Source organism: Dolichospermum lemmermannii CS-548 (assembly GCF_028330815.1).
Taxonomy (GTDB): Bacteria; Cyanobacteriota; Cyanobacteriia; order Cyanobacteriales; family Nostocaceae; genus Dolichospermum; species Dolichospermum lemmermannii.
In genome coordinates this window covers 1-21,926 of record NZ_JAQMTJ010000179.1, presented here as the reverse complement: position 1 = coordinate 21,926, position 21,926 = coordinate 1, and the positions used below count along the sequence as shown (strand labels likewise).

The window sequence follows — 21,926 nt, the reverse complement described above, 5'->3', positions numbered from 1 at the left end:
GTTTCCAACTTGATCATTGTCTAAACTATGATTTGTGGGATTTTGATGATTTGTGGGATTTATTTGCTTAATTTTTGGTGGGTGTTTCCAACTTGATCATTGTCTAAACTATGATTTATGGGATTTTGATGATTTGTGGGATTTATTTGCTTAATTTTTGGTGGGTGTTTCCAACTGGATCATTGTCTAAACTATGATTTATGGGATTTTGATGATTTATGGGATTTATTTGCTTAATTTTTTGTGGATGTGTCAGACTTGATAATTCGGTAACAATTAACAAATTTTTGCCAGTTGTGAGCAAAGGTTCTGGAAGCGAAACTTAAAGTTTAAAAAACCGTCCATTTTTGCTATAGGACTCATATTTGATTTTTATCTCCCTGTTCCCCGTTCCCCGTTCCCCGTTCCCTAATTACTATGATACCTCCTTATCAATTGCTAAAATCACAGATCCGCCGCTTAGGATTGGCCTTGGTACTGCCAATTTCCCTTTTAGGTGTAACAGGATTGCCTACCCAATTGCCACCAGCTACAGCCCAATCTGGGGGGAATCGTCCCCTGACTATCCGCTCTGATACTCAAGAATATGACGCGAAAACCCAAGTAATTACTGCCCGTGGTAATGTGCAAATGGTGTATCCGGCTCGTCAAATTCAAGCCACATCTGCTCAAGCTCAATATTTTAGTAAAGAAAAACGGATTGATTTCAGTGGGAATGTTTACATTTTGCAACAAGGTAGCAATAGTATTCGCGCGGAAAAAGTCACTTATTTAATTGATGAAGGTAAATTTATCGCCTTACCCCAATCTAATCGTCAGGTAGAATCTACATATATGGTGGAGGATGCCAATCCCAGTAGACAAACTACTAAACCGGCACCAAAAACTCCAGCCCTAAAACGTTCTAATTAGTATCTACAACTTAGATAAAACCTCATAGTGAAAATTGTTTTAGAGAATATTCACAAATCTTACGGTAAACGATTAATTGTGAATCGCGTGAATCTTTCCGTTAGCCAGGGTGAAATTGTCGGTTTACTAGGTCCCAATGGGGCTGGGAAAACGACAACATTTTATATTGCTACAGGTTTAGAAAAACCCAATCATGGTAAAGTTTGGTTAGATAATTTTGATATTACTAATTTTCCTATGCACAAAAGGGCTAGATTGGGTATTGGTTATTTAGCTCAAGAACCAAGTGTATTTCGTCATCTTTCAGTGCAAGATAATATTCTCCTAGTATTTGAGCAAACTCAAGTTCCCAGGAGGGAATGGAGACAACGACTACATACTTTATTGCAGGAATTTCGCTTAGAAAAGGTAGCTCTTAGCAAAGGTATTCAACTTTCTGGTGGGGAACGACGACGCACAGAATTAGCAAGAGCTTTAGCCGCAGGTAAAGAGGGACCGAAATTTCTGTTTTTAGATGAACCTTTTGCTGGAGTTGATCCCATTGCTGTATCTGAAATTCAGGAGATTGTCAGCCAATTACGCGATCGCGGTATGGGCATTTTAATTACAGATCATAATGTCCGCGAAACCCTGGCCATTACAGATCGGGCTTACATCATGCGCGAAGGACAAATTCTCGCTTTTGGTAATGCTGATGAACTCTACAATAACCACTTGGTACGACAATATTATTTAGGTGATAATTTCGCAGTTTAAACTTTGCGCCTTTGCTCCTTCCCGTCTTTGCGCGAAACATAAATTATGATATATAAACAGTTTAAACCCTTCTCTAATTTCATTTCCCTATTTTCATTTTCCATCATGGATCGCTACTTGGCGATGCAATTAATTTCACCATTTTTATTTGGTGTCGGTGCATTTACTTCTGTAGTTTTAGCAATTGATAGTTTATTTGAATTATTACGAAAAGTTGTAGAATCTGGACTACCGCTGAATATTGCTTTAGAGATTTTCTTATTAAAGCTACCTTATGTCATGGTTTACTCCTTCCCCATGTCCACTTTGTTAGCTACTTTAATGACCTATAGCCGTCTGTCTAGCGAAAGTGAATTAATTGCTTTACGTGGGTGTGGAGTTAGTGTTTATCGGATGGTTTTTACGGCTGTAGTGTTAAGTTTTGCAGTCACGATCATGACTTATATATTTAATGAGCAAATTGCCCCTGCGGCAAATTATAAAGCTACTATTACCCTAGCACAAGCCCTCAAGTCAGACCAACCTTCCTTTAAACAACAAAATATTTACTATCCTGAATATCGAGAATTTAAAGAAGCAGATGGTAGTAAAAATAAAATACTTTCTCGCTTATTTTATGCTGACCAATTTGATGGTAAGCAAATGAAAGGTTTAACAATTATAGATCGTTCTCGCGGCGGAGTTGATCAAATTGTTGTTTCCGAATCAGCTAAATGGAACGGTCAAAAACAAGTTTGGGATTTTTACAATGGGACTATCTATTTAGTAGCAACAGATCGCTCTTATCGGAATATTTTACGCTTTGAACATCAGCAATTACAACTCCCGCGCACTCCTTTAACCTTAGCCGAAAATAGCCGAGACTATGGCGAAATGAATATTTCTCAAGCCCTAGAACAACTAGAAATAGAACGTTTGGGTGGTAATGATCAGAAAATTCGCAAGCTACAAGTGCGAATTCAACAAAAAATCGCCTTTCCCTTTGTTTGCGTTATTTTTGGTTTAGTTGGCTCAGTTATGGGTAGCATCCCTCAACGCACTGGACGCGGGACAAGTTTTGGTATTAGTGTGATTGTGATTTTCAGTTATTATTTACTATTATCTGTTTCTGGAGCTTTAGCACAGGCTGGTATACTTTCTCCCATAATTGGTGCTTGGTTGCCCAATTTATTTGGATTAGTAACGGGTTTATTTTTATTAATCCGAGTAGCCCAGAGATAATGTAAATTTATAAGTCAGTTATCTGGATATTAGGTTTTTTTAGTCATAATTTCAGCAACAAAAGGCTATATATTATTTAATATCTAGCAGCATTTCGATATGAGTAAAATTCGCATTGTCGTTATTGAAGATCATTACCTCACTCGCTTCTCTATTTGCAAAGCATTACAACAAAAAAACGAAATTGAAGTAGTTGGAGAAGCTGGTAATGCCCGTCATGGTCTAATAATGTTAAAGAAGCTACAGCCAGATGTGGCAATTGTGGATATAGGTTTACCAGATCAAGATGGGATTGAATTAACCAAGGAAATTAAAGCGATCGCTAATCATCGTCAATTATCAAATACAAAGGTATTAATTCTAACGTCATCTGATAATAAAGCATCTGTACTTGCAGCCTTTAGCGCTGGTGCAGATTCCTACTGTATGAAAGATATCCAGTTTGATAATTTACTCGAAGCTATACGGGTAACTGCTGATGGTAATCCTTGGATTGATCCGATGATTGCTCGGATTATTTTAGAAAAGGCACAGCAGAAAACAGATTTTGTCCAATCCAATGATAATAAACCACCTGTTAACTCTAGTATTCTCTCAGACAGAGAATTAGAAGTGTTAAAATTGATTACCAAAGGTTGTAGTAATGATGATATCGCCAAGAGACTTTATATTGTAACTGGAACTGTGAAAACACACATTAGCAATATTATGAATAAATTATGTGCTAATGATCGTACAGAAGCAGCAGTAATTGCTCTGCGTTCTGGCTTAGTTACATAATTATTAAATTAAGGACATCTTGCCATTCAAAGATGTGGAAAGTTGAGTCAAATTATGACTGATAAAAAGTTAGATAAGCTCAAGCTCATGGTGGTAGATGATGAGTTAGATAACTTAGATTTACTCTATCGCACATTTTGGAAAGATTTTAAAGTCTATAGAGCTAATAATGCCAGTGAAGCCTTGGCTATCTTAGAAAAAGAAGGTGAAATGGCTGTGATTATCTCTGACCAGAGAATGCCCGACATCAACGGTAGTGAATTATTAAGTTTGACGGTTGAGCGTTTTCCTGATACAATTCGGATTCTACTAACTGGTTTTACTGATGTGGAAGATTTAGTAGATGCAATTAACTCTGGTCGCGTATTTAAGTACATTACTAAACCTTGGAATCCCAACCAACTTCAATTATTAGTTAAGCAAGCTAGTGACACATATCGCTTAGTTAAAAAACGGGTAGCAGAATTATCTCGGGCATTGCGACGGGAATCTTTATGTAATGCTATGATAAAGGCAATTAGAGAATCTTTAGACTATAACAATATGCTGCAAAAAATTGTTGCCACGATGGGAGAGACATTTGCGGCTCATAATTGTTTACTCAAACCAGTAGAAGATGATTTATTAATACAACAGCCATTTTGCTATCAAAATCCTCAATCTGAAATCTGTAATTTACTTCCAGAACCTAGTGAGTTAATTGCTGAAGTTTTCCAAACCCAACATTATCAAATAACAGAAAATTTTTATAAAGATATCCCTTATCAATACTTGGTTACTCCCCTCATTTATAAACAACATTTACTAGCTATTGTTGCTATTTGTAAGTTAGGAAGCGATCAGATTTGGCATCAAGAAGATATTCAACTAATTACAGATGTGTCCGAACAAGCTGCTTTAGCAATTTCCCAAGCCAAACTCTATCAAAGTCTGCAAGAAAAACAACAACAAATTCACCTGGAGTTGGAAGTAGCTCGCCAAATTCAACATAATATATTACGGCAAACCTTACCGGAAATCACAGGTGTAAAAATCCAAGCTTGTTGCTATCCAGCAAGAGAGGTTGGGGGTGATTTTTTTGAGGTATTTGTCCATGCTAATGGTGATTTGTGGTTAGCAGTTGGTGATGTTTCTGGTAAGGGCGTGCCAGCGGCTTTATTTATGTCTAGTACGATTTCTCTGCTGCGTCGGGAACTATCTCAAGAAGTACCTGTAGAGCCAAATGTGATGATGCAGAATCTGAATTATGCTCTGAGTGATGACTTAATCATCAGTAATTATTTTATCACGATGGTTTTAGCCCGTTATCACCCAAGCACAAGAGAACTTGTCTATGCTAATTCTGGGCATATTTATCCTTTTATGTGGTCACAAAAAACAATTTTTAATGATTCTCCCCATTATCTGAAAGTTCGGAGTATTCCCTTGGGAATATTACCTAAATGGCAAGGAGAATCTGGCCGTTTGATTCTTGCTCCCGGAGATACATTACTGCTGGCTAGTGATGGAATTACGGAAGCAACTGGATGGGAAAATTTAGACAATTTCCAAACAACTAATCGTTCTATGCTCAATCAAGCAGGTTTGTGGCAACTGATTAAAAAACAAACTCAATCACTTAATCTGGATAATTTATTAGCCGTTATTCAAGCCAATAATGATCTCCAAGAAGATGATCAAACTATACTCTGTTTGGAGATTTTATAGGTTATGAAAAGTGAACTTCATGTTCCTAGTGACCTGAGTTTTATCAATATTGTAGAAAACTGGTTATTGGGATGTTTACAATTGCATCTAGGGGAATCTGTTGATTGGACAAAACAATCAAGTCTGTTACGATTAGTTTTGATAGAAGCATACTCTAATGCTGTTCGTCATGCTCATAAAGAAAAGCTAAATTTACCAATTTTACTGCGTTTAGAACTGAAAGACCGAGATCTATCAATAGAGATATGGGATCATGGTGAAGGTTTTGATCTGTCTACTTATTTTCCACCCAACCCCCTTGACAGACAAGAAGGTGGTTATGGTTGGTTAATTATGAATCGGTTGATGGATAAGGTAGAGTATAAATTACAGGTAAATGGTGCTAATTGTCTGAAGCTAGAAATGACTCTCACAGAACTATTGCCTGATGTTTTAAGAGATTGACAATCTCAGATCTAAATACACTGAGATTGTTTAATCAAAGATATGACTTGCTCTACCAAGTTTTCACTAGTAGTCTGTCAAATTTATTTTGACGGGTTTTTGGTAGTGCGGGCCGAAAAGCCCGCGTGAGCGAGACGCTCACACTACAGTCTATCGTTTTTATCTTGACAGACTACTAGGCAAAGTAAAGAAATCAATTCAGAATAAGTTGCAGAAAATTATTTGCTAATACCAGGAAATTCTCTAATTTACACACCATATTTAAATAAAATGATGGTGAGATGGGCATATTGTCTGTCCAAATTTCATCTCATTAAGAATCTTCTGGAAATACCCATTTTGGTGGTTCTGTCATTTTTTTCCGCAATCTTTCTTCAGCTATTTCTAGCATTTTGTCTAAAGAAGTTTCTTCAATAAACTTTGAAGTTGATTCTCTAAACTCGATATTGGGACATTTATCACCTAAAACGCAACCGTTAACACAGGCTTCAGCACAGTTAATTTTTTGCTCCACAATTAATTCCTCTCTAATTTGGGTGTTGTCACTTGGCAAATAAATTTTACCTAATTTGTTTCTTAAACTAGTGTACTGTAGGGGTTTAAGATTGCGCTTTCCTCCTACTTCTAAATTTGTAGAAAAACGGCTCATGTCGGAATTATTAGCTAACACTGGAACTATTGCGGCGATCGCTACTGCTGTTGTCCCTCAGCAAGGTAGTGTAGGTATTGTGCGGGTTTCTGGTGATCAGGCAATGGCGATCGCGCACACTCTATTTTACGCCCCAGGGCGACAAGTTTGGTCAAGTCATCGCATCATTTATGGTTATATTCGTCAACCCCAAACTCAGCAAATTGTTGATGAAGCTTTATTATTAATAATGAAAGCCCCTCGGTCTTTTACCCGTGAAGATGTGGTAGAATTCCATTGTCACGGGGGAATTATGGCGGTGCAACAGGTATTACAACTATGCTTGGAAAATGGCGCAAGATTAGCTCAACCGGGAGAATTTACATTAAGAGCATTTTTAAATGGCAGATTAGACTTAACCCAAGCGGAAAGTATAGCAGATTTAGTGGGAGCAAAATCACCTCAAGCTGCTCAAACGGCTTTGGCTGGATTACAAGGTAAATTAGCCCAACCTATCCGCAAATTACGGGCTAATTGTTTAGATATTTTGGCAGAAATTGAAGCCAGAATTGATTTTGAGGAAGATTTACCACCTTTAGATCAGCAAAGAATTATTGCAGATATTGAGCAAGTGACGGCGGAAATTAGTAAATTATTAGCCACAAAAGACAAGGGTGAATTACTGCGAACTGGTCTAAAAGTGGCGATAGTGGGGCGACCAAACGTGGGAAAATCGAGTTTATTAAATGCTTGGAGTCAGAGTGATCGCGCCATTGTCACCGACTTACCAGGAACAACCCGCGACGTGGTAGAATCTCAATTGGTTGTGGGAGGAATCCCCGTCCAGGTATTAGATACAGCGGGGATTCGGGAAACAGTAGATCAGGTAGAAAAAATCGGTGTAGAGCGATCGCATCGTGCCGCTAATGATGCTGATTTGGTATTATTTACCATTGATGCGGCCTCCGGTTGGACACCCGCAGATCAAGAAATTTATGAACAAGTAAAACACCGTCCGGTAATTTTAGTCATTAATAAAATTGACCTAATTTCATTAGCAGAACAGGAAAACCTGAAATCCAAAATCCAAAATCCAAAATCCAAAATTCTCACAGCCGCAGCGATAAATCAAGGAATTGATAATTTAGAAACAGCGATTTTAGAAATAGTTCAACAGGGAAAAGTTCAAGCCGCTGATCTGGATTTAGCAATTAATCAAAGACAAGCAGCAGCTTTAACAAAAGCCAAGATTGATTTAGCACAAGTGCAAATGACAATCACCGATAAATTACCCTTAGATTTTTGGACAATTGATTTAAGAGGAGCAATTCAAGCATTAGGAGAAATCACCGGAGAAGAAGTTACAGAATCGGTTTTAGATCGGATTTTTAGCCGCTTCTGTATTGGTAAATAAGATCATTTATTGTTTGCAGTCCCCTAATAAAATCTCAAAATTGCAGGATTTTAGGCAGTAATGATTTCTTTGATGATCACATAAGGTTCAACAATCAGAGCATTAAATCGCTTCTCACGGTTGAGATTCCATTCTCCCACTTGATCTATTGTCGGTTTGGCTAATAATTGTTCATCTATCCAATGTTGCACTGAAAGAATATTATCACTAGCGATCGCTTCTCCCACATCTAATAAGTCTAAATTCTCCACTATCACAATTACTGCATCTTTTTGGACATGGGGAATTAACCACTCCCATTCTGCTTCATCGAGATTTTGCTGTAATTTTTCCCGTAATTCCGACATAATTCCCCACTTTATTGATTATTAGTTTGATTTTACAATATCAGAAACCTATTTTTTGTGTGTAGTTAATTTTTTTTAACGAACCACAGAGACACAGAGGACACAGAGATGGAGAAGGAAGGGATATTTATATATTTTTTAAGACGTTATGGTTTCAACTAAATATTCAGGAGGTAGTGAATTAATAAACTGACTTTTGGATTTTGAGTAATTTTTAAAATCTTTGATAAACCAGGAGATAAATAACTGTTTTTTTGCCCTAGTTAAAGCTACGTAAAATAGCCGCTTTTCTTCTTCTATTTTATTATCTCGCAAACTGAAGTAAGTCGGAAATTCTTCTTCACACATACCTGCAATAAACACGGTATCAAATTCTAATCCTTTTGATTGATGAATTGTGATGATTAAAACTTGATTATTTTCTTGGGAAATTTGATCTAAGTTTTTTGCTAATGCTGTATATTCTATAATATTTCTCAGCGCTGTATCAGGATGTAATTCTAAATTATCCTGTTCTTTGAAAATCTTGACTAACCTTTTGAGATTTTCTAATCTGTGTAATTCATGATTTTCATAGTAGTCATATAAACCAGAATCAATTAATATGTTACCTAATAAATCTGCTGGACGTAATTTTTGACTGGTATTTTTCCAACTTTGAATATCATCAGCTAAATTTTCAAATCCTTTTCCATAACGGTAAACTAATGCTTGACGATAATCAGCACGATGTTTAACTACAGGAATGAGAATTGCTAATAATTCTACAGTTGCACGGGTGTCATTAATAGCACTATGATTTGGAAATTGATTTAGTTTTAATTTAGTGGCTAAATTTCCTAAACTATAATTATCTGCTTGAATAAAACGTTTTGCTAAATCCCACGTATCTCCCCATTGAAATTGCGGAGTTGATAAACCTAATTTTTGAGCATCAGCTATAACCATTTTAATGTCAAAGCCGAGATTATGTCCTATTAAAAAAGCATCTTGGATAAATTCTAGAAACTCTGTAAATACATCAATTGCATTTTTGCCATTTGCTGCTAAAAATTCATCACTATAACCGTGTATTTGTTTTGAATCTCCCACAGAAACAGTATCTTTTATATAATTGATAATTTAAACAGTTAACAACGAAACATCAGATATGTGATATTTATTTTTATCTTGAATATACATGAGCAGAGATTTAGCAACATATTCTGCTAACTTAATAGGTACAGCATTACCAATCATCTGTTCTAAATCTGTTTTTGAACCTGCAAAAATAAAATTATCAGGGAAAGTTTGAAGATAACTTCTTTCACGAGTAGTTAATGGACGCAAATCTGGTGTTAATGGTGCAATATCTCCGGGGTGTTGTTGATAAGTTTTAGGTATTGGTCTATTCACACCTCTAATAGTCGGACTTGGTTCATCAATACTAAAAATAGCCCTTCTTTGATAACTTCTAGGATGACGATAATAATATTCAATCCCTAAACTATTCCCTAAATAATCTCTAATAGTTGTCGGTTTTTTAGATAAATTAGCTTCTAGATAAGTCTTGAGATTATCATCTTGACCACCAAGTTCTCCTATACAGAAAAATCTCTTTCTTTTCTGTGGTACACCGCATAAACTAGCATCTAATACTTTTTCGGTTAAACCATAACCACCAGATTTAAGAATTTGCTTAAACTCTTGATATTTGTGAGATTTTCTAAACAATTCTACATTTTCTAAAACAAACCATTGACTTGAAACATTAGCTACTATTTCAGCAAATGTAATACTTAAATCACCTCTCCCTAAATCTTCATTCCGCTTACCAGCACTCGAAAAATCTTGACATGGTGGACCACCAATAATTACATCAGGTAAAAATTGTTTAAATATTGAATAATTATTATTTACCTGACTCAAATCATATTCAAAAATTGGATGATCAAAGTTTTGCTGATAAACATTTATAGCAGATTTCCAGTTTTCAAAAGCAGCGACAATCTCAAATCCACTATTTTGAAATCCTAGTGATAATCCACCACAACCAGAGAATAAATCTATGACTTTTAAGGAAGAGGATTTCATTTGTATATTTATTCGTGTAATACCAATTTTATGTAAGGCTGCACAGAATAAAAATTATCCGCGTTTATCCGCGTTTATCTGCGTTTGATTATCCTTTAAATCTTATTCTATGCAGCTTCATCTCAATTTGGTGCAGAATGTCTAATTGCATTAGGCTGAATTTGATAGTTAACTTACATAAAAACGCACGCATTTATTATTTATGCTGAAAACTCTTGTAGGGTAAGCATACTTCGACAAGCTCAGTACAAGTCTTGCCTGCCCTATAATAAATTCTTACCTGCCCAAATCGTGCATTTCATTAATTGCGTCCGCACACATTTGAGTAACCCTTTCCAATTCCTCCTTCTTAGTAGAACTAGGAGCATCAATTAACTTCCCAATTCTCAAAGTCAAAGGGACTGAACGAGGTACAGAAGAACCAGGTTGTAAAATCTTCTCACTTCCCCATAAACACACTGGTAAAAAAGGAGCTTTGGCCTTGGCTGCGAGGAGGGCTGCACCTCTTTTGGGGTCATGAATGCGACCATCTGGCGTGCGTGTACCTTCTAAAAACACACCCACAGCCCAACCATTATCTAAATATTCTAAAGCGGAACGGATAGCATTGCGGTCAGCACTACCGCGACTTACAGGATAGGCACCGTATAATTTAATGGCTTGTGATAAAACAGGAACTTTAAATAATTCTTCTTTAGCCATATAAGCAACTGGACGACGCACAGAAGTAGAAACTATCGGGGGGTCAAAGTAACTAGCATGATTGCTAACTATGATTACAGGTCCAGATTGGGGGACATTTTCCGCACCATAAATCTTGCCGCGAAAATATGTGTGCAGCAAAGGGCTAATTACCGACCACTTAAAGGCGTGATACAGTGCTAAACTAATTAAGGGTTCACGAGTTCTAGTCACGGAAGATAATATAAATAAAATAGAATCCAAAAGTCAGAATTCAGGAGTCAGAACTTATTTTAACCTCTAACTCCCAAATCTAACCGCTGATTTTGCCTACATCAGTTTCCTACCGTTAAAGCCTGTTGTCCTTGAGGTGAACTAGCATAACCTAGAAATGCTTGTACTCCAGCACTAGCAGGGTCTTTATAGACATAATACAGCGAACGTTTGAAAGGATAACTAGCCGCTTCTGGAGTCAAGCCTTCAATAGCCACGACTCGCACGGTTTGCTGATTAGCAACTTGAGCAAAAGTCGCATAGCCGATACCATCTTTTTTCAAAGCTTGAACTAAGGGAGTTGTGGCATCTTGGGGTAAGGTCGTAATATTGGGTGTAGTCCCAAAATTAGCTCCTTTTAAGACTAGTTCTTTAAAAGTTTGATGTGTGCCACTAATTGCTGGACGATTAATGACGCGGATAGTTGCGGCTGAACCACCCACGGCTGACCAATTATTAATTTTTCCCTGAAATATATCTGCAATTTGACTACTGGTTAATCCTTGCTTAAAAGGATTTGCTGTACCGACCATCAAAGCGATCGCATCTTGTGTTACAGTAACAGCCTTTAATCCCTGACTTTGTTCCTGTATTGTCAATGGTCTAGAAGCTGCCGCAATATCAACTTTACCAGCTAAAAGATCATTAATTCCCTTATCTGTCCCATTCCCTACAGCTTCCACCTTTGTCCCAGGAAACTGTTTCTCAAACCCATTTTTGAGATTTTGGTTAATTGTCACCATACTCGTAGAACCGTCTATTTTGACAGTAGTACCGCTGGCTACTGTCGTTGGTAGCGGGAAAGTCCCAGTAGTGGTAGTTGTTGTACCACCAGTGGGGGAATTATTTTCTGGCTGTGTGGTTATTGAGGCAGGGTTACGCATAAAAAACCACCAGTAACCACTACCCAAAAGCCCTAAAAATAGCAAAATAAAAACAATAGGAGGCGGTCCACTTCTCTGACTCATAAATTCCTAATTATTCTGGTAGTTGTTTAGGTTTAGAATCCTGTAACCTTTGTAAACGACGAGCAACTTCGTCATCTAATGTCATAGTTTCAATCTCAGCCTGGAGTTTTTCGGTAGGATTTTCCGACAATTCGGCTAAAGCTTCTATCTGCAAATTCCGACGTTCAACCGCACCTTTAGCCTTTTCAAAATCACTTTTAGCCGAACCAATGTCAATTTCATTATTGACTTTAGCAATCATAGCCAGGGCTTCATTTACCTCTGACATATCCTTGATGTTCTGCATATCAGATTTGTAGGTTTCTAATTTTACGCGCTCCCGGTTGAGCCTATCCTTAGAAGCTTTGACCGAAGTTTCTGCTTGTTTAACCATTTCCTCCAGTTTGGGCAAAATTTGCTCTGTTTGAATTAGCTTACTCATGGCCATTCGCGCAGCTTCTTCATTACCACTACGTTGAGCAATCATAGCTTGTTGCTCTAGAGTTTTGGATTCTGTAATTTTTGCCTCATATTTGCGTTTAGCAGTCTTATATGCGCCCTCTTGAGCCGCAACTGCTGCCGCTAGTTTCTGAACGGCTTCTTGCATTGACTGAAGGGATTCTTCAGCAACTGCTACAGCCACTTTACCACCAGACTCTACAGGCATTCCCCATAACCAGTTCCAAATCCCAACTATGGTTCGTCCTGCCCTTTCACCCATTATCCAGTAGACAGCTTTTTTCATAACTGAAAGTTATTGCAGTAAGGATGGTTATGGTAATATTTTTACCTTAAACTTGACATACATCCCAGTTGTATGTCAACTTTTTTCATCATTTTTGATTTACTTTAACAGTTTTGCGTAATTCCCCACCCTCAATGTACTCATAGCTTGCCTGGGAATGATAGCGCAGCGTGGCGTAAGCCATATTCCCAGTCTGATAGCAAAAGTTGTCTTTTGATGACTAAATAAGCAGAATATTTTTTAAATTGTTGAGTTTACTTTAGTAAACTTTGGTTATAAAACTTCAAATCTCAGCCGTTTCGGATATCCCTACTTACTATCATCACTTAGATGATTTGTGCATAAGATTGGACAATCTACAGATTTGTTTCCCGACCAATCTGTGAAGATATTATCATCTTTGTAATGTCTGGGTGTTTGCAGCATCAATTCCCATACTTTGCCAGCATTCAACAAATTAAATTTCTCAGGATAATGTGTTTGTAATAGTGCTTGCACCATTGGCGCATAATCTGAATTTATGCCGGGAAAAATGTGATGTTCTGTATGGTAAGAAAAGTTTAAATGTAAAAGATCAAATATTTTAGGAACTCGAATAGAGAGACTATTGATCAGCACATCATTTACACTTGTCATGGGACATAACATATGATTAGTATAGATATAAAATATCAACCCTGCATAGCCTATCCAAATGGGTAAAAAGTAGCTAAGAAGCAGTTTGATGGGATGGAATTCCAGGTAGGTTAAGATACTCGCATGAATGCCGACAATCATTAATAATTCTAGTGCTATTGCTCGTCGTTCTTTCCCACTAACTCTAAAAGCCACCACAGGATATTGGGCTTTACCATTATTGAATAATAAAACTGAGGTGAGATTACGAAATGCGTGAACTCCCCAAGCATGACCCATTCCTATAAATAATAAAATAGGATTTACCTCAGCCGAAGGCACAAAAGCATTCTGAATCCATTTACCCCAATTTTTAGGTTGACTGTCCAAATAATTGCGATCTGGATCTTGTAAAGAATTTGTTTTATTGTGATGTTCTCGATTGTGTATAGCCTTCCATAAAGTTGGTGGCATCCATAACATTGTAAGTCCCAATAAACTAATTACTTGTCTTAACCAGGGATTTTTAACCGTGCGGCTGTGCAGCAAATTGTGGGTGCTAAATAGGAGAACAATCACACTATTAGCCATCACTAATGCTAATGGCAAATACAGCCAAAGAAAATACCAATTCCAGTCATCAAGATGATTGGCGATTCCCCAGCCCAGAATCATAATTGCTAGATTAATTAAAAGAATCCAGAGTTTATTAGTATCAGGAAGAAATGCCTCTGATGGTAGTAAAGGACGCAGCTTTTTAGCATATTCTGCTTGGGTCATCCAAGTTTTTTGTGCAAGTGTATTCATGAATCTTTGTAGTTTTCTTTACAGGGTTATTAGTCCAAGTTTTGAGCAATTTTAAGTAGGGTTTGCTGAATAAGTACCCAAAGCGAACCTAGATGCAACACAGTGCTAAAAATGGTGGTTTGGGAGATTGGTTTCCAAATTCACCCCCTGATTTTCCATAGAAATGCAAGGATTTTGAGGCTCTAAATGCCATATCCTTGCACTTTTTTGTTGTCAAAATCCGCGAAACCCTTATTGAGAAGCGGTTCTAGCTTTACTCAGCAAGCCCTAAGTACAAGGTTGACTTTTTGGCGTTATCTTACTTTAATCCTGACAAATCAATGAAGTTCATCAAATAAATTTTGAGACAATAAAAATAGACATCATAGAAAGGTTATGTTGCCAATTTCATCTACATAATGACTTATTTAATTGTGAATTAATTTGTGCAATTACCTATTCAGGTAACTCCCCAGCATTACGAATGTTCTCTAAAATCAAGCCAGTTGCAGTCCGTTTAATCAAACCTGTTAAGACGTTCCCAGGACCAATTTCCACAACTTTCTCAATGCCATTTTCTGGTAATTGTAAAGAAATTTCTCGCCAACGCACAGGACCTGTCATTTGTTGAGAAAGACGCTGTTTTAAAGTTTCCGCTACTACCGCTGGACTTGGATCTACATTAGACAAAACTGGGACGGTTGCTGACTGAAAAATCACTGAATCGAGAACTTGTTGAAATTCCGTTGCGGCTGCTTTCATTAAATGGGAATGAAATGCTCCCGAAACCTTTAAGGGAATAGCGCGTTTAGCTTTGACTTGTGACATGACAGCCTGTACAGCTTCGGGAGTTCCAGAAATAACAACTTGGGCAGGACTGTTATCATTTGCTAAAACTACATCAGGTGTTTCGCTAATAACTTTTTCTAATTCTTCTCGGTCAAAGTTCATTAGTGCGGCCATCATTCCCCCAGCAGCACTATCCATTAATTCTGCCCGTCGTTTTACCAAATGTAACCCAGCAGACCATTCAAACACACCAGCCACATAAAGGGCTATATACTCGCCTAAACTATGACCTGCAACTAAGTCTGGTTGCTGTCCTTTTTCCCGCAAAATATCAGCAATAATACTTTCGATTACATATAAACTAGGTTGGGTATAAAGTGTCCGTGATAAGGTTTCAATATCACTTTGGCAGATATCTGTGACAGACCAGCCCAAAATTTCCTCAGCTTGAATAAATTTTTCTTTGGCAGATGGTAGATTTAACAAGTCTATTCCCATTCCCAGCGATTGAGAACCTTGTCCGGGAAACACCCATGCAGTTTTAGTCATTTGTTCTTTGTTAGTTGTTAGTTGTCAGTAGGGGCGAAGCATTTGGAAGATAAATTATCGGTCATTGCCAAAAATAGTTCTCCAAATGCTTCGCCCGTACAGTTGTTCGTTGTTATTAATTTTCTGATTTTTAATTTTTAATTCTCAATTTTGAATTGTTTATCTTCCCCATTTAAAAATGGCTGCACCCCAGGAAAGACCGGCACCAAAACCAGATGCAGCAATAATATCATTGGGTTTGATTTTCCCGGCTCGCACTGCTTCATCTAACGCCAGAGGGATAGATGCGGCGGAGGTGTTACCATAGTCGGATACATTACTGATCACTTTATGTTCGGGAATCTCTAAGCGTTCAGCAACGGAATTGATAATTCTTTGATTTGCTTGATGTAATACCAGCCAATCTATATTTTCTACTTTGAGATTAGCTGCAAACAGGGCTTTGTCTATCACTTCTGGAACTTTTTGCACAGCGAAGCGGTAGACTTCTTTGCCGTTCATGGTAATGGGGTGATATTTGCCTGTAGATACATGAATATCTGGTGTCAGTTCTGTGGTAGAGGCGTTATAGGACAGGTTAAGACAATTGTTTTGAGAACCATCGCTTTTGAGGCAAAATCCTAATAGGCGATCGCTCTTATTAGCCTGTAATACCACTGCCCCAGCCCCATCACCAAATAACACACAACTGCGTCTATCTTGCCAATCTACCCACCGAGAGAGGATATCAGCCCCAATTAAGAGTACATTTTGATAAACACCTGTTCTGATGTATTGTGCGGCTGTAACTAAACCAAAGACAAAACCAGAACAAGCGGCGGTTAAGTCAAAGGCGACTGCTTTGGTAGCACCTAATTCACCTTGAACACGGCAAGCAGTGCCAAATAGGTCATCAGGGGTGGATGTGGCCAATAAAATTAAATCTATGTCTGCTGCTGTGATCCCGGCGGCGGCAATGGCCTGTTGACTAGCCGCAGTGGCCAATGATGCCAGTGAGTCAGGGGGCAACGCTAACCGTCTTTGACGAATTCCTGTTCTTGAGGCAATCCACTCATCTGATGTTTCTACCAGTTGAGTTAACTCTTGGTTGTGTAAACAAGTTGCTGGGACTGCTGAACCACTGCCTGTAATTGCTATACCACCGTTAAAAAAATTTTGCACTTCTTTTTTTCCTCAATTGTCAATTGTCATTTGTAAATTGTCAGTTGTCTTGTTTGTAAGCATTAATAACGAGTACCAATGACAATCCCAATTTTAGATTTGAGATTAAGAACAATAGATTTATAAAAGTAATTATGAATCTAAAATCCGCAATCTAAAATTGGATGACAAGTGACAAATGGCTGTTAGCGGAGGATCTCTACTTTTGAGAAGTAATAGTTAACTACTTTCATTTTGGAGAATTTGATATTGGGATTGAAGTCTTTCTAACACCTGATTATCTACGGCTTCTTTAGCCATGCGAATGGCACTAAAAATAGATGGTGCTTGGGAACTGCCATGACCAATAAAACAAATACCGCTGACACCCAAAAGCAAAGCGCCTCCATGTTCAGCGTGATCCATGCGCTGTTTAACGCGTTTTAAGTTGGGTTTTAAAATCGCTGTACCGATTTGACCGTGTATCCCTTGGGGTAATTCTTCTCGGAGAATTTGCAGAATTACTCCGCCAACTGCTTCGGCAAATTTTAATAAAATATTACCCACAAAGCCGTCGCAAACAATCACATCAAATTCACCGGACAATACATCACGCCCTTCAGCATTACCAGTGAAATTAATTTGAGTATTTTCCCGTAACAATTGGTGGGCGCGAAGAACTACTTCGTTACCTTTAGTATCTTCTTCGCCAATATTCAATAAACCTATTTTGGGATTTTCTGTTCCCAAAACATACTGACTGTAAATTGAACCCATGACTGCAAACTGCTCTAAAAACTTAGGGCGACAGTCTACATTAGCACCGACATCCAGGATCATTACTGGCTTGCCGGCTTTGATGGTGGGGAATACTGTGCCAATTGCTGGGCGGTCAATTCCCGGTAATCTTCCTAAGCGTAGCAAAGCTGAGGCCATGGCTGCCCCAGAGTGTCCAGCAGAAAATACAGCATCTGCTTGTTGATTTTTAACTAAATCCATCGCTATGTTGATGGAAGATTTCCGCTTGCGTCTAACTGCGTTGAGAGGATCTTCATCCATAGCGATCGTTTCCTCGGCAGGAACAATCTCCAAATCCGCCATAGTTGTCTTTGGCGGCATTACAGCCTCGATTTGTTGGGGATCTCCAACCAGTAATATTTTTACACCCAATTCCTCTCGCGCCCGCAGTGCGCCGGCGACGATTTCAGCGGGTGCATGATCTCCCCCCATTGCGTCAATTGCGATCCTTACACCAGTCGATCCCATTGCTCAGAGCTTATAGAAACCTTACAAATTTTATCAGATTGCAATACTTAAAAATTTAAAATTCTCAAAAAAGCATAAGAAAATCTACTTTTTCTCAAATCAAGAGAATTAATATACTTAATTTCGTTAAAGTCCGCTTGCTAATACTTACTTATAGTTATATTTACTAGTATCCAAAAAAAATCAAAAATTTAGATTCCCGACTTTTTCAAAAAATCGAGAATCTGGAAAAACCTTATAAACTTCTGGGAAGGTGTGTATCTAACCAAGTAACTAAATCAGATATTCCTGAAAAATCTAAAAACTCTTCTCCCAATATTTCTAACTGTTCAGTAGGTAATAAACGAATTCGTTCAACTATAAATGAATCCATTTCTCCAAACCGCCGATTTAATTGACGATTCAGGAAACGGAAAGCTTCTTTTTGTTCTCCCTTTTGCAAAATATCCTGATAAATTACAGATTCTTGCATAATATCCTCACTCAATAATTGACGAATTAGATTTTTATCGAATCGTAAACCTGCTAAAATCTCCGTGTAAGCAGCAGTATTCTGTCTGGCTGGTACATCTGTAATTTTAGCAATTTCTGTGGCTACTTGGGATAATAACCCTGGTGCGGAATTTGTTCTTGTTAATGGTGCTAAAGGTAATAATGCTGGGTTATGGAGAAACAAATCTGAATCTTGTTCCCACATTCGGATGACTCGATAGCGATGATTTGTCATTTCATCAATATAAGCCTCGGTAAAAGCGATTTCATTACTTGTTTCCTGCAAGAAAATCACCACTTGGGTAACAGGTAGATTATATTGTCTAACTAATCTGACAAAATAATCCAATATTCTTAACGGAATGGGAGTTTCTGATTTGGTGTTAGTTTGAAATTCTAGATGTAGGATTCTGTTCTTTGTTTGCAGCAATATAACCGAATCTGCGCGAATTGGTTCAATACTTAATTCGGTTTTTAAGACTTTAATTTTTTCGACTTCTTCAGGTAATAACCAGTTGGCAAAATCAAGGGGATATTTTTCCGCTAGGATTTTACAGACATTATCAAAACTCACAATTCACACCCTGATTCACAATTTTTTAATTTATGGTAAGGGCGGGAAAACCCCGCCCTGTTGAGATGAAATTAAACTAACTTAAAACCCAGCTAACCAGTGTTCTCACACCAAAACCAGTTGCCCCAGCACCATTGTAGCCATGTTCCTTATCAGCCCAAACTGGTCCGGCAATATCTAAATGCGCCCAAGGAGTATCCTTGACAAACTGCTTGAGAAATAAAGCCGCAGTAATTGAACCGCCATAACGAGGTCCGGTATTTTTCATGTCAGCAATACCCGATTTTAACCCGTCAAAATATTTATCTTCCATCGGCATCCGCCAAATTTTCTCACCAGCACTATCAGCGGCTGTTTGCAGTTGGGAAGCTACCGCATCATCTGGTGTAAATAAACCAGCGATATCTTCACCCAAAGCTACCACACAAGCACCTGTGAGAGTAGCTAAATCAACGATCGCATCTACACCCAATTTATCAGCATAAACCAAGGCATCAGCCAAGGTTAATCGCCCTTCAGCATCGGTGTTGTTAACTTCGATGGTTTTGCCATTTGATGCGGTTAAGATGTCTCCAGGGTGCATAGCCTTACCGCTAATCATGTTTTCGGTGACGGCGGAGATAAAGTGAACTTCTACATCTGGTTTTAACTGCCCAATGGCTTTAGCAGCGCCTAAAGTTGCGGCTGCACCACCCATATCCATTTTCATGGTTTCAATGCCGCTACCAGCCCCTTTAATGTTCAAACCACCGGAATCAAAAGTTACACCTTTGCCGATAATTGCCAGTTTTCGTCTCGGTGTGGTGGCTGGTTTGTAGATGAGGTGAATGAATTTTGGTGGTAAATCAGAAGCTTGGGCAACTCCCAAAAATGCGCCCATACCGAGGTTTTCACATTCTTCCTGTTCGAGAATTTCCAGTTCTAACCCGTGTTCGTGAGCGATCGCTTGGGCAGTTTCTGCCATAGTAATAGATGTAACCGCGTTAGCTGGGGCTGCTACTAACTGTCTCGCCAAAATCACACCAGAAACAATTTGATTAGCACGGGCAATAGCAGCTTCTTGTCCTGCTAAACCAAGTAAATCAATAGTTTCGATCTGGGGATTTTTATCTTCTGGTTCAGATTTAAAGCGAATATCTTGGTAAAGTGCTAATTCTATGCCTTCAGTCAATGCCTGGGCTGTGGCGGCTGGATCATTGTTCCACAGTGGTAAACTGATTCCCAGGGTTTTGGTTTTTTGCTTTTTGGCGGTTCGGGCTACAGTAGCCGCAACCCGGCGTAAATTTTCTAATTTCAGCGCGTCTGGTTTCCCTAAACCCACCAAAATCAGCTTCCGCACGGCATGAGTCGCACCTAAGCGAATGACGATGATGCTATTTGCCTTACCTGTAAATTCTTCTTCGGCAATAACTTCTTGGACAATTCCCGCACATTTATCATTTAAGCTGGCAAGATCACCAGTTAACTCTACTGCGTCTTCAAATAAGCCAATGGCTAAAGTATCACCAGTCCAATCTAATAATGCTGTATTTGTAGGTTGAATCGTCATTTTTGTAAGTTCTGTTGATCTTCCGTCATGTACCAGTATTGCTCAAATTTTCTGAATCATGGGCGTTTGACGCAACGTCTTGACAATCTGGTAGAATTAGAAACAGTTTACAAAGTTTTATCTGTTTTTTAGAAATCTGCTGCTTGTAAAAATTATTAATATGTCTAAAGATACAAATCAACCCCAACTACCACCAACTAGTGCCATTGAGAGTGTAACTAATGTTGCATTTGAAAATTGGTTTGAATATCCAGTTAGGGCGCAACCTCACCACACGGACTATGCAGGTATTGTTTGGCATGGCACTTATTTGACCTGGATGGAAGAAGCACGGGTAGAATGTTTGCGTTCTATTGGCATTGAATTTGCTGATTTAGTGGCGTTAGGTTGTGATTTGCCTGTGGTGGAGTTATCAATCCGTTATCATCGATCAGTGCAGTTAGGGATGTCAGTCTTAGTAAAAACACGGATGGCTGAGGTGACTGGAGTGCGAATGAACTGGCACTATACCCTTGTTTCTCCTGATGGTCAGGATTTATACATTACTGCTCAGGTGACGTTAGTGGCTTTAGATCGGGAAAAGGGGAAAATTATGCGGCAGTTACCACCCGCGTTTCAAGATGCTTTAGCGAAGATTTCTGGATCTCGGAAGATTGGGTAATTATTAAAAATGAAAAATTAGATTTTTTAGGGCAATATCCAGGTTGAAATTGCCCAAAATTATCTACTTTTGTCTATCTAACCAAGTGACTAAATCAGATATTGCTGAAAAGTCTAAAAACTCTTCTCCTAATATTTCTAATTGTTCAGTGGATAATAAGCGCATCTTTTCAATTATTGGTAAAGATATTTCACCAAACCGCCGATTTAATTGACGATTCAAGAAACGAAAAGCTTCTTTTTGTTCTCCTATTTTTTCTCCTTTGAGTTCACCCTTTTGCAAAATATCCTGATAAATTACAGATTCTTGCATAATATCCTCGCTCAATAATTGACGAATTAGATTTCTCTCGAATCGTAAACCTGCTAAAATCTCTTTTTACAAACATTATCAAAACTCACAATTTACACCCTTTGGGTAATGGTTACAATTCTGACTAAGTAAGTAGACGAAAATAAATCAAAGTAGATTAAGTAATGTAAAAAATCTGGAGATGATTTCGTAGTAAGGGCTTCAGCCCTTAAATGAGGAATAAATTCCTCACTACAAACTTTGAATTATTCAAGCCGTTCTACTT

The 21,926-nt window shown here is 38.2% G+C and carries 21 protein-coding genes and 1 pseudogene; 8 read left to right on the top strand and 14 right to left on the bottom strand.

Features of this window, described 5'->3' with window-relative positions; genetic code table 11:
- Nucleotides 1-417 precede the first annotated feature (417 nt).
- The 6 genes from PN450_RS11925 to PN450_RS11900 all read left to right on the top strand — a co-directional run bounded on the left by PN450_RS11925 (nt 418) and on the right by PN450_RS11900 (nt 5,820).
- On the top strand, nt 418-912 hold the full coding sequence (locus tag PN450_RS11925; protein ID WP_148763437.1) for an LptA/OstA family protein: 495 nt from the start codon (nt 418-420) through the stop codon (nt 910-912).
- Between the two features lie 27 nt (nt 913-939).
- Nucleotides 940-1,668: an LPS export ABC transporter ATP-binding protein gene (lptB, locus tag PN450_RS11920; protein ID WP_271836466.1), complete on the top strand. Its 729-nt coding sequence runs from the start codon at nt 940-942 to the stop codon at nt 1,666-1,668.
- 105 nt (nt 1,669-1,773) lie between these two features.
- Nucleotides 1,774-2,889, top strand: a complete 1,116-nt coding sequence (locus PN450_RS11915; RefSeq protein ID WP_168634642.1) for an LptF/LptG family permease — start codon at nt 1,774-1,776, stop codon at nt 2,887-2,889.
- Between the two features lie 99 nt (nt 2,890-2,988).
- Nucleotides 2,989-3,669: a response regulator gene (locus tag PN450_RS11910; RefSeq protein ID WP_271836465.1), complete on the top strand. Its 681-nt coding sequence runs from the start codon at nt 2,989-2,991 to the stop codon at nt 3,667-3,669.
- 54 nt (nt 3,670-3,723) lie between these two features.
- Nucleotides 3,724-5,376, top strand: coding sequence for a SpoIIE family protein phosphatase (locus PN450_RS11905; protein ID WP_271836464.1), 1,653 nt, complete (start codon nt 3,724-3,726; stop codon nt 5,374-5,376).
- 3 nt (nt 5,377-5,379) lie between these two features.
- Nucleotides 5,380-5,820, top strand: coding sequence for an ATP-binding protein (locus PN450_RS11900; RefSeq protein WP_148763443.1), 441 nt, complete (start codon nt 5,380-5,382; stop codon nt 5,818-5,820).
- A gap of 313 nt (nt 5,821-6,133) precedes the next feature.
- Here the strand turns inward: PN450_RS11900 and PN450_RS11895 are convergent, their stop codons facing one another.
- Entirely contained in the window at nt 6,134-6,334 is a 201-nt protein-coding gene (locus PN450_RS11895; RefSeq protein ID WP_148766971.1) for a hypothetical protein, read from the bottom strand.
- A gap of 133 nt (nt 6,335-6,467) precedes the next feature.
- Here PN450_RS11895 and mnmE point away from each other — a divergent pair, with 133 nt between their 5' ends.
- Nucleotides 6,468-7,862 carry a tRNA uridine-5-carboxymethylaminomethyl(34) synthesis GTPase MnmE gene (gene mnmE, locus PN450_RS11890; RefSeq protein ID WP_271836462.1) on the top strand — a complete coding sequence of 465 codons (1,395 nt, stop codon included), beginning with the start codon at nt 6,468-6,470 and terminating at the stop codon, nt 7,860-7,862.
- 50 nt (nt 7,863-7,912) lie between these two features.
- On the opposite strand, the gene PN450_RS11885 is transcribed toward mnmE, so the two are convergent.
- From PN450_RS11885 to PN450_RS11830, 12 genes are all read right to left on the bottom strand, one after another.
- Entirely contained in the window at nt 7,913-8,209 is a 297-nt protein-coding gene (locus PN450_RS11885; RefSeq protein WP_271836461.1) for a DUF2288 domain-containing protein, read from the bottom strand.
- A 138-nt stretch (nt 8,210-8,347) separates the two neighbouring features.
- Nucleotides 8,348-9,301 carry a 3'-5' exonuclease gene (locus PN450_RS11880; RefSeq protein WP_271836460.1) on the bottom strand — a complete coding sequence of 318 codons (954 nt, stop codon included), beginning with the start codon at nt 9,299-9,301 and terminating at the stop codon, nt 8,348-8,350.
- A 30-nt stretch (nt 9,302-9,331) separates the two neighbouring features.
- A complete protein-coding gene (locus PN450_RS11875; protein WP_271836459.1) occupies nt 9,332-10,282 on the bottom strand; it encodes a DNA cytosine methyltransferase in 951 nt (316 codons plus the stop codon).
- A 276-nt stretch (nt 10,283-10,558) separates the two neighbouring features.
- The gene (locus PN450_RS11870; RefSeq protein WP_271836457.1) at nt 10,559-11,197 is read right to left on the bottom strand and encodes a lysophospholipid acyltransferase family protein; all 639 of its coding nucleotides are present in this window, start codon (nt 11,195-11,197) and stop codon (nt 10,559-10,561) included.
- A 101-nt stretch (nt 11,198-11,298) separates the two neighbouring features.
- The gene (locus PN450_RS11865) at nt 11,299-12,204 is read right to left on the bottom strand and encodes a phosphate ABC transporter substrate-binding protein (protein WP_271836456.1); all 906 of its coding nucleotides are present in this window, start codon (nt 12,202-12,204) and stop codon (nt 11,299-11,301) included.
- Nucleotides 12,205-12,214: 10 nt separating this feature from the next.
- The gene (locus PN450_RS11860; RefSeq protein ID WP_271836454.1) at nt 12,215-12,928 is read right to left on the bottom strand and encodes a PspA/IM30 family protein; all 714 of its coding nucleotides are present in this window, start codon (nt 12,926-12,928) and stop codon (nt 12,215-12,217) included.
- A 309-nt stretch (nt 12,929-13,237) separates the two neighbouring features.
- On the bottom strand, nt 13,238-14,350 hold the full coding sequence (locus tag PN450_RS11855) for a fatty acid desaturase family protein (protein WP_148763456.1): 1,113 nt from the start codon (nt 14,348-14,350) through the stop codon (nt 13,238-13,240).
- 435 nt (nt 14,351-14,785) lie between these two features.
- A complete protein-coding gene (fabD, locus tag PN450_RS11850; RefSeq protein WP_271836452.1) occupies nt 14,786-15,667 on the bottom strand; it encodes an ACP S-malonyltransferase in 882 nt (293 codons plus the stop codon).
- 159 nt (nt 15,668-15,826) lie between these two features.
- The gene (locus PN450_RS11845) at nt 15,827-16,828 is read right to left on the bottom strand and encodes a beta-ketoacyl-ACP synthase III (RefSeq protein ID WP_015078293.1); all 1,002 of its coding nucleotides are present in this window, start codon (nt 16,826-16,828) and stop codon (nt 15,827-15,829) included.
- Between the two features lie 219 nt (nt 16,829-17,047).
- Entirely contained in the window at nt 17,048-18,073 is a 1,026-nt protein-coding gene (gene plsX / locus PN450_RS11840; RefSeq protein ID WP_168695056.1) for a phosphate acyltransferase PlsX, read from the bottom strand.
- A 235-nt stretch (nt 18,074-18,308) separates the two neighbouring features.
- Complete coding sequence (locus PN450_RS11835) at nt 18,309-19,139, bottom strand: DUF4351 domain-containing protein (protein ID WP_271836451.1); 831 nt, start codon at nt 19,137-19,139, stop codon at nt 18,309-18,311.
- Between the two features lie 76 nt (nt 19,140-19,215).
- The gene (locus tag PN450_RS11830) at nt 19,216-20,688 is read right to left on the bottom strand and encodes a leucyl aminopeptidase (RefSeq protein WP_271836450.1); all 1,473 of its coding nucleotides are present in this window, start codon (nt 20,686-20,688) and stop codon (nt 19,216-19,218) included.
- A 160-nt stretch (nt 20,689-20,848) separates the two neighbouring features.
- Here PN450_RS11830 and PN450_RS11825 point away from each other — a divergent pair, with 160 nt between their 5' ends.
- Nucleotides 20,849-21,349 (top strand): acyl-CoA thioesterase, encoded by a 501-nt coding sequence (locus PN450_RS11825; protein WP_148763466.1) that lies wholly within the window; start codon nt 20,849-20,851, stop codon nt 21,347-21,349.
- 63 nt (nt 21,350-21,412) lie between these two features.
- On the opposite strand, the pseudogene PN450_RS11820 reads toward PN450_RS11825, so the two are convergent.
- A pseudogene (locus PN450_RS11820) lies at nt 21,413-21,724 on the bottom strand (DUF4351 domain-containing protein); the annotation flags it as partial.
- Nucleotides 21,725-21,926 lie beyond the last annotated feature (202 nt).

Coding starts and splice junctions, on each gene's coding strand:
- mnmE (WP_271836462.1), top strand. CDS start 6,468: ATGTCGGAATTATTAGCTAACACTGGAACTATTGCGGCGATCGCTACT.
- PN450_RS11865 (WP_271836456.1), bottom strand. CDS start 12,204: ATGAGTCAGAGAAGTGGACCGCCTCCTATTGTTTTTATTTTGCTATTT.
- fabD (WP_271836452.1), bottom strand. CDS start 15,667: ATGACTAAAACTGCATGGGTGTTTCCCGGACAAGGTTCTCAATCGCTG.
- PN450_RS11860 (WP_271836454.1), bottom strand. CDS start 12,928: ATGAAAAAAGCTGTCTACTGGATAATGGGTGAAAGGGCAGGACGAACC.
- PN450_RS11905 (WP_271836464.1), top strand. CDS start 3,724: ATGACTGATAAAAAGTTAGATAAGCTCAAGCTCATGGTGGTAGATGAT.
- PN450_RS11825 (WP_148763466.1), top strand. CDS start 20,849: ATGTCTAAAGATACAAATCAACCCCAACTACCACCAACTAGTGCCATT.
- PN450_RS11925 (WP_148763437.1), top strand. CDS start 418: ATGATACCTCCTTATCAATTGCTAAAATCACAGATCCGCCGCTTAGGA.
- plsX (WP_168695056.1), bottom strand. CDS start 18,073: ATGGGATCGACTGGTGTAAGGATCGCAATTGACGCAATGGGGGGAGAT.
- PN450_RS11875 (WP_271836459.1), bottom strand. CDS start 10,282: ATGAAATCCTCTTCCTTAAAAGTCATAGATTTATTCTCTGGTTGTGGT.
- PN450_RS11910 (WP_271836465.1), top strand. CDS start 2,989: ATGAGTAAAATTCGCATTGTCGTTATTGAAGATCATTACCTCACTCGC.
- PN450_RS11830 (WP_271836450.1), bottom strand. CDS start 20,688: ATGACGATTCAACCTACAAATACAGCATTATTAGATTGGACTGGTGAT.
- PN450_RS11855 (WP_148763456.1), bottom strand. CDS start 14,350: ATGAATACACTTGCACAAAAAACTTGGATGACCCAAGCAGAATATGCT.
- PN450_RS11885 (WP_271836461.1), bottom strand. CDS start 8,209: ATGTCGGAATTACGGGAAAAATTACAGCAAAATCTCGATGAAGCAGAA.
- PN450_RS11900 (WP_148763443.1), top strand. CDS start 5,380: ATGAAAAGTGAACTTCATGTTCCTAGTGACCTGAGTTTTATCAATATT.
- PN450_RS11915 (WP_168634642.1), top strand. CDS start 1,774: ATGGATCGCTACTTGGCGATGCAATTAATTTCACCATTTTTATTTGGT.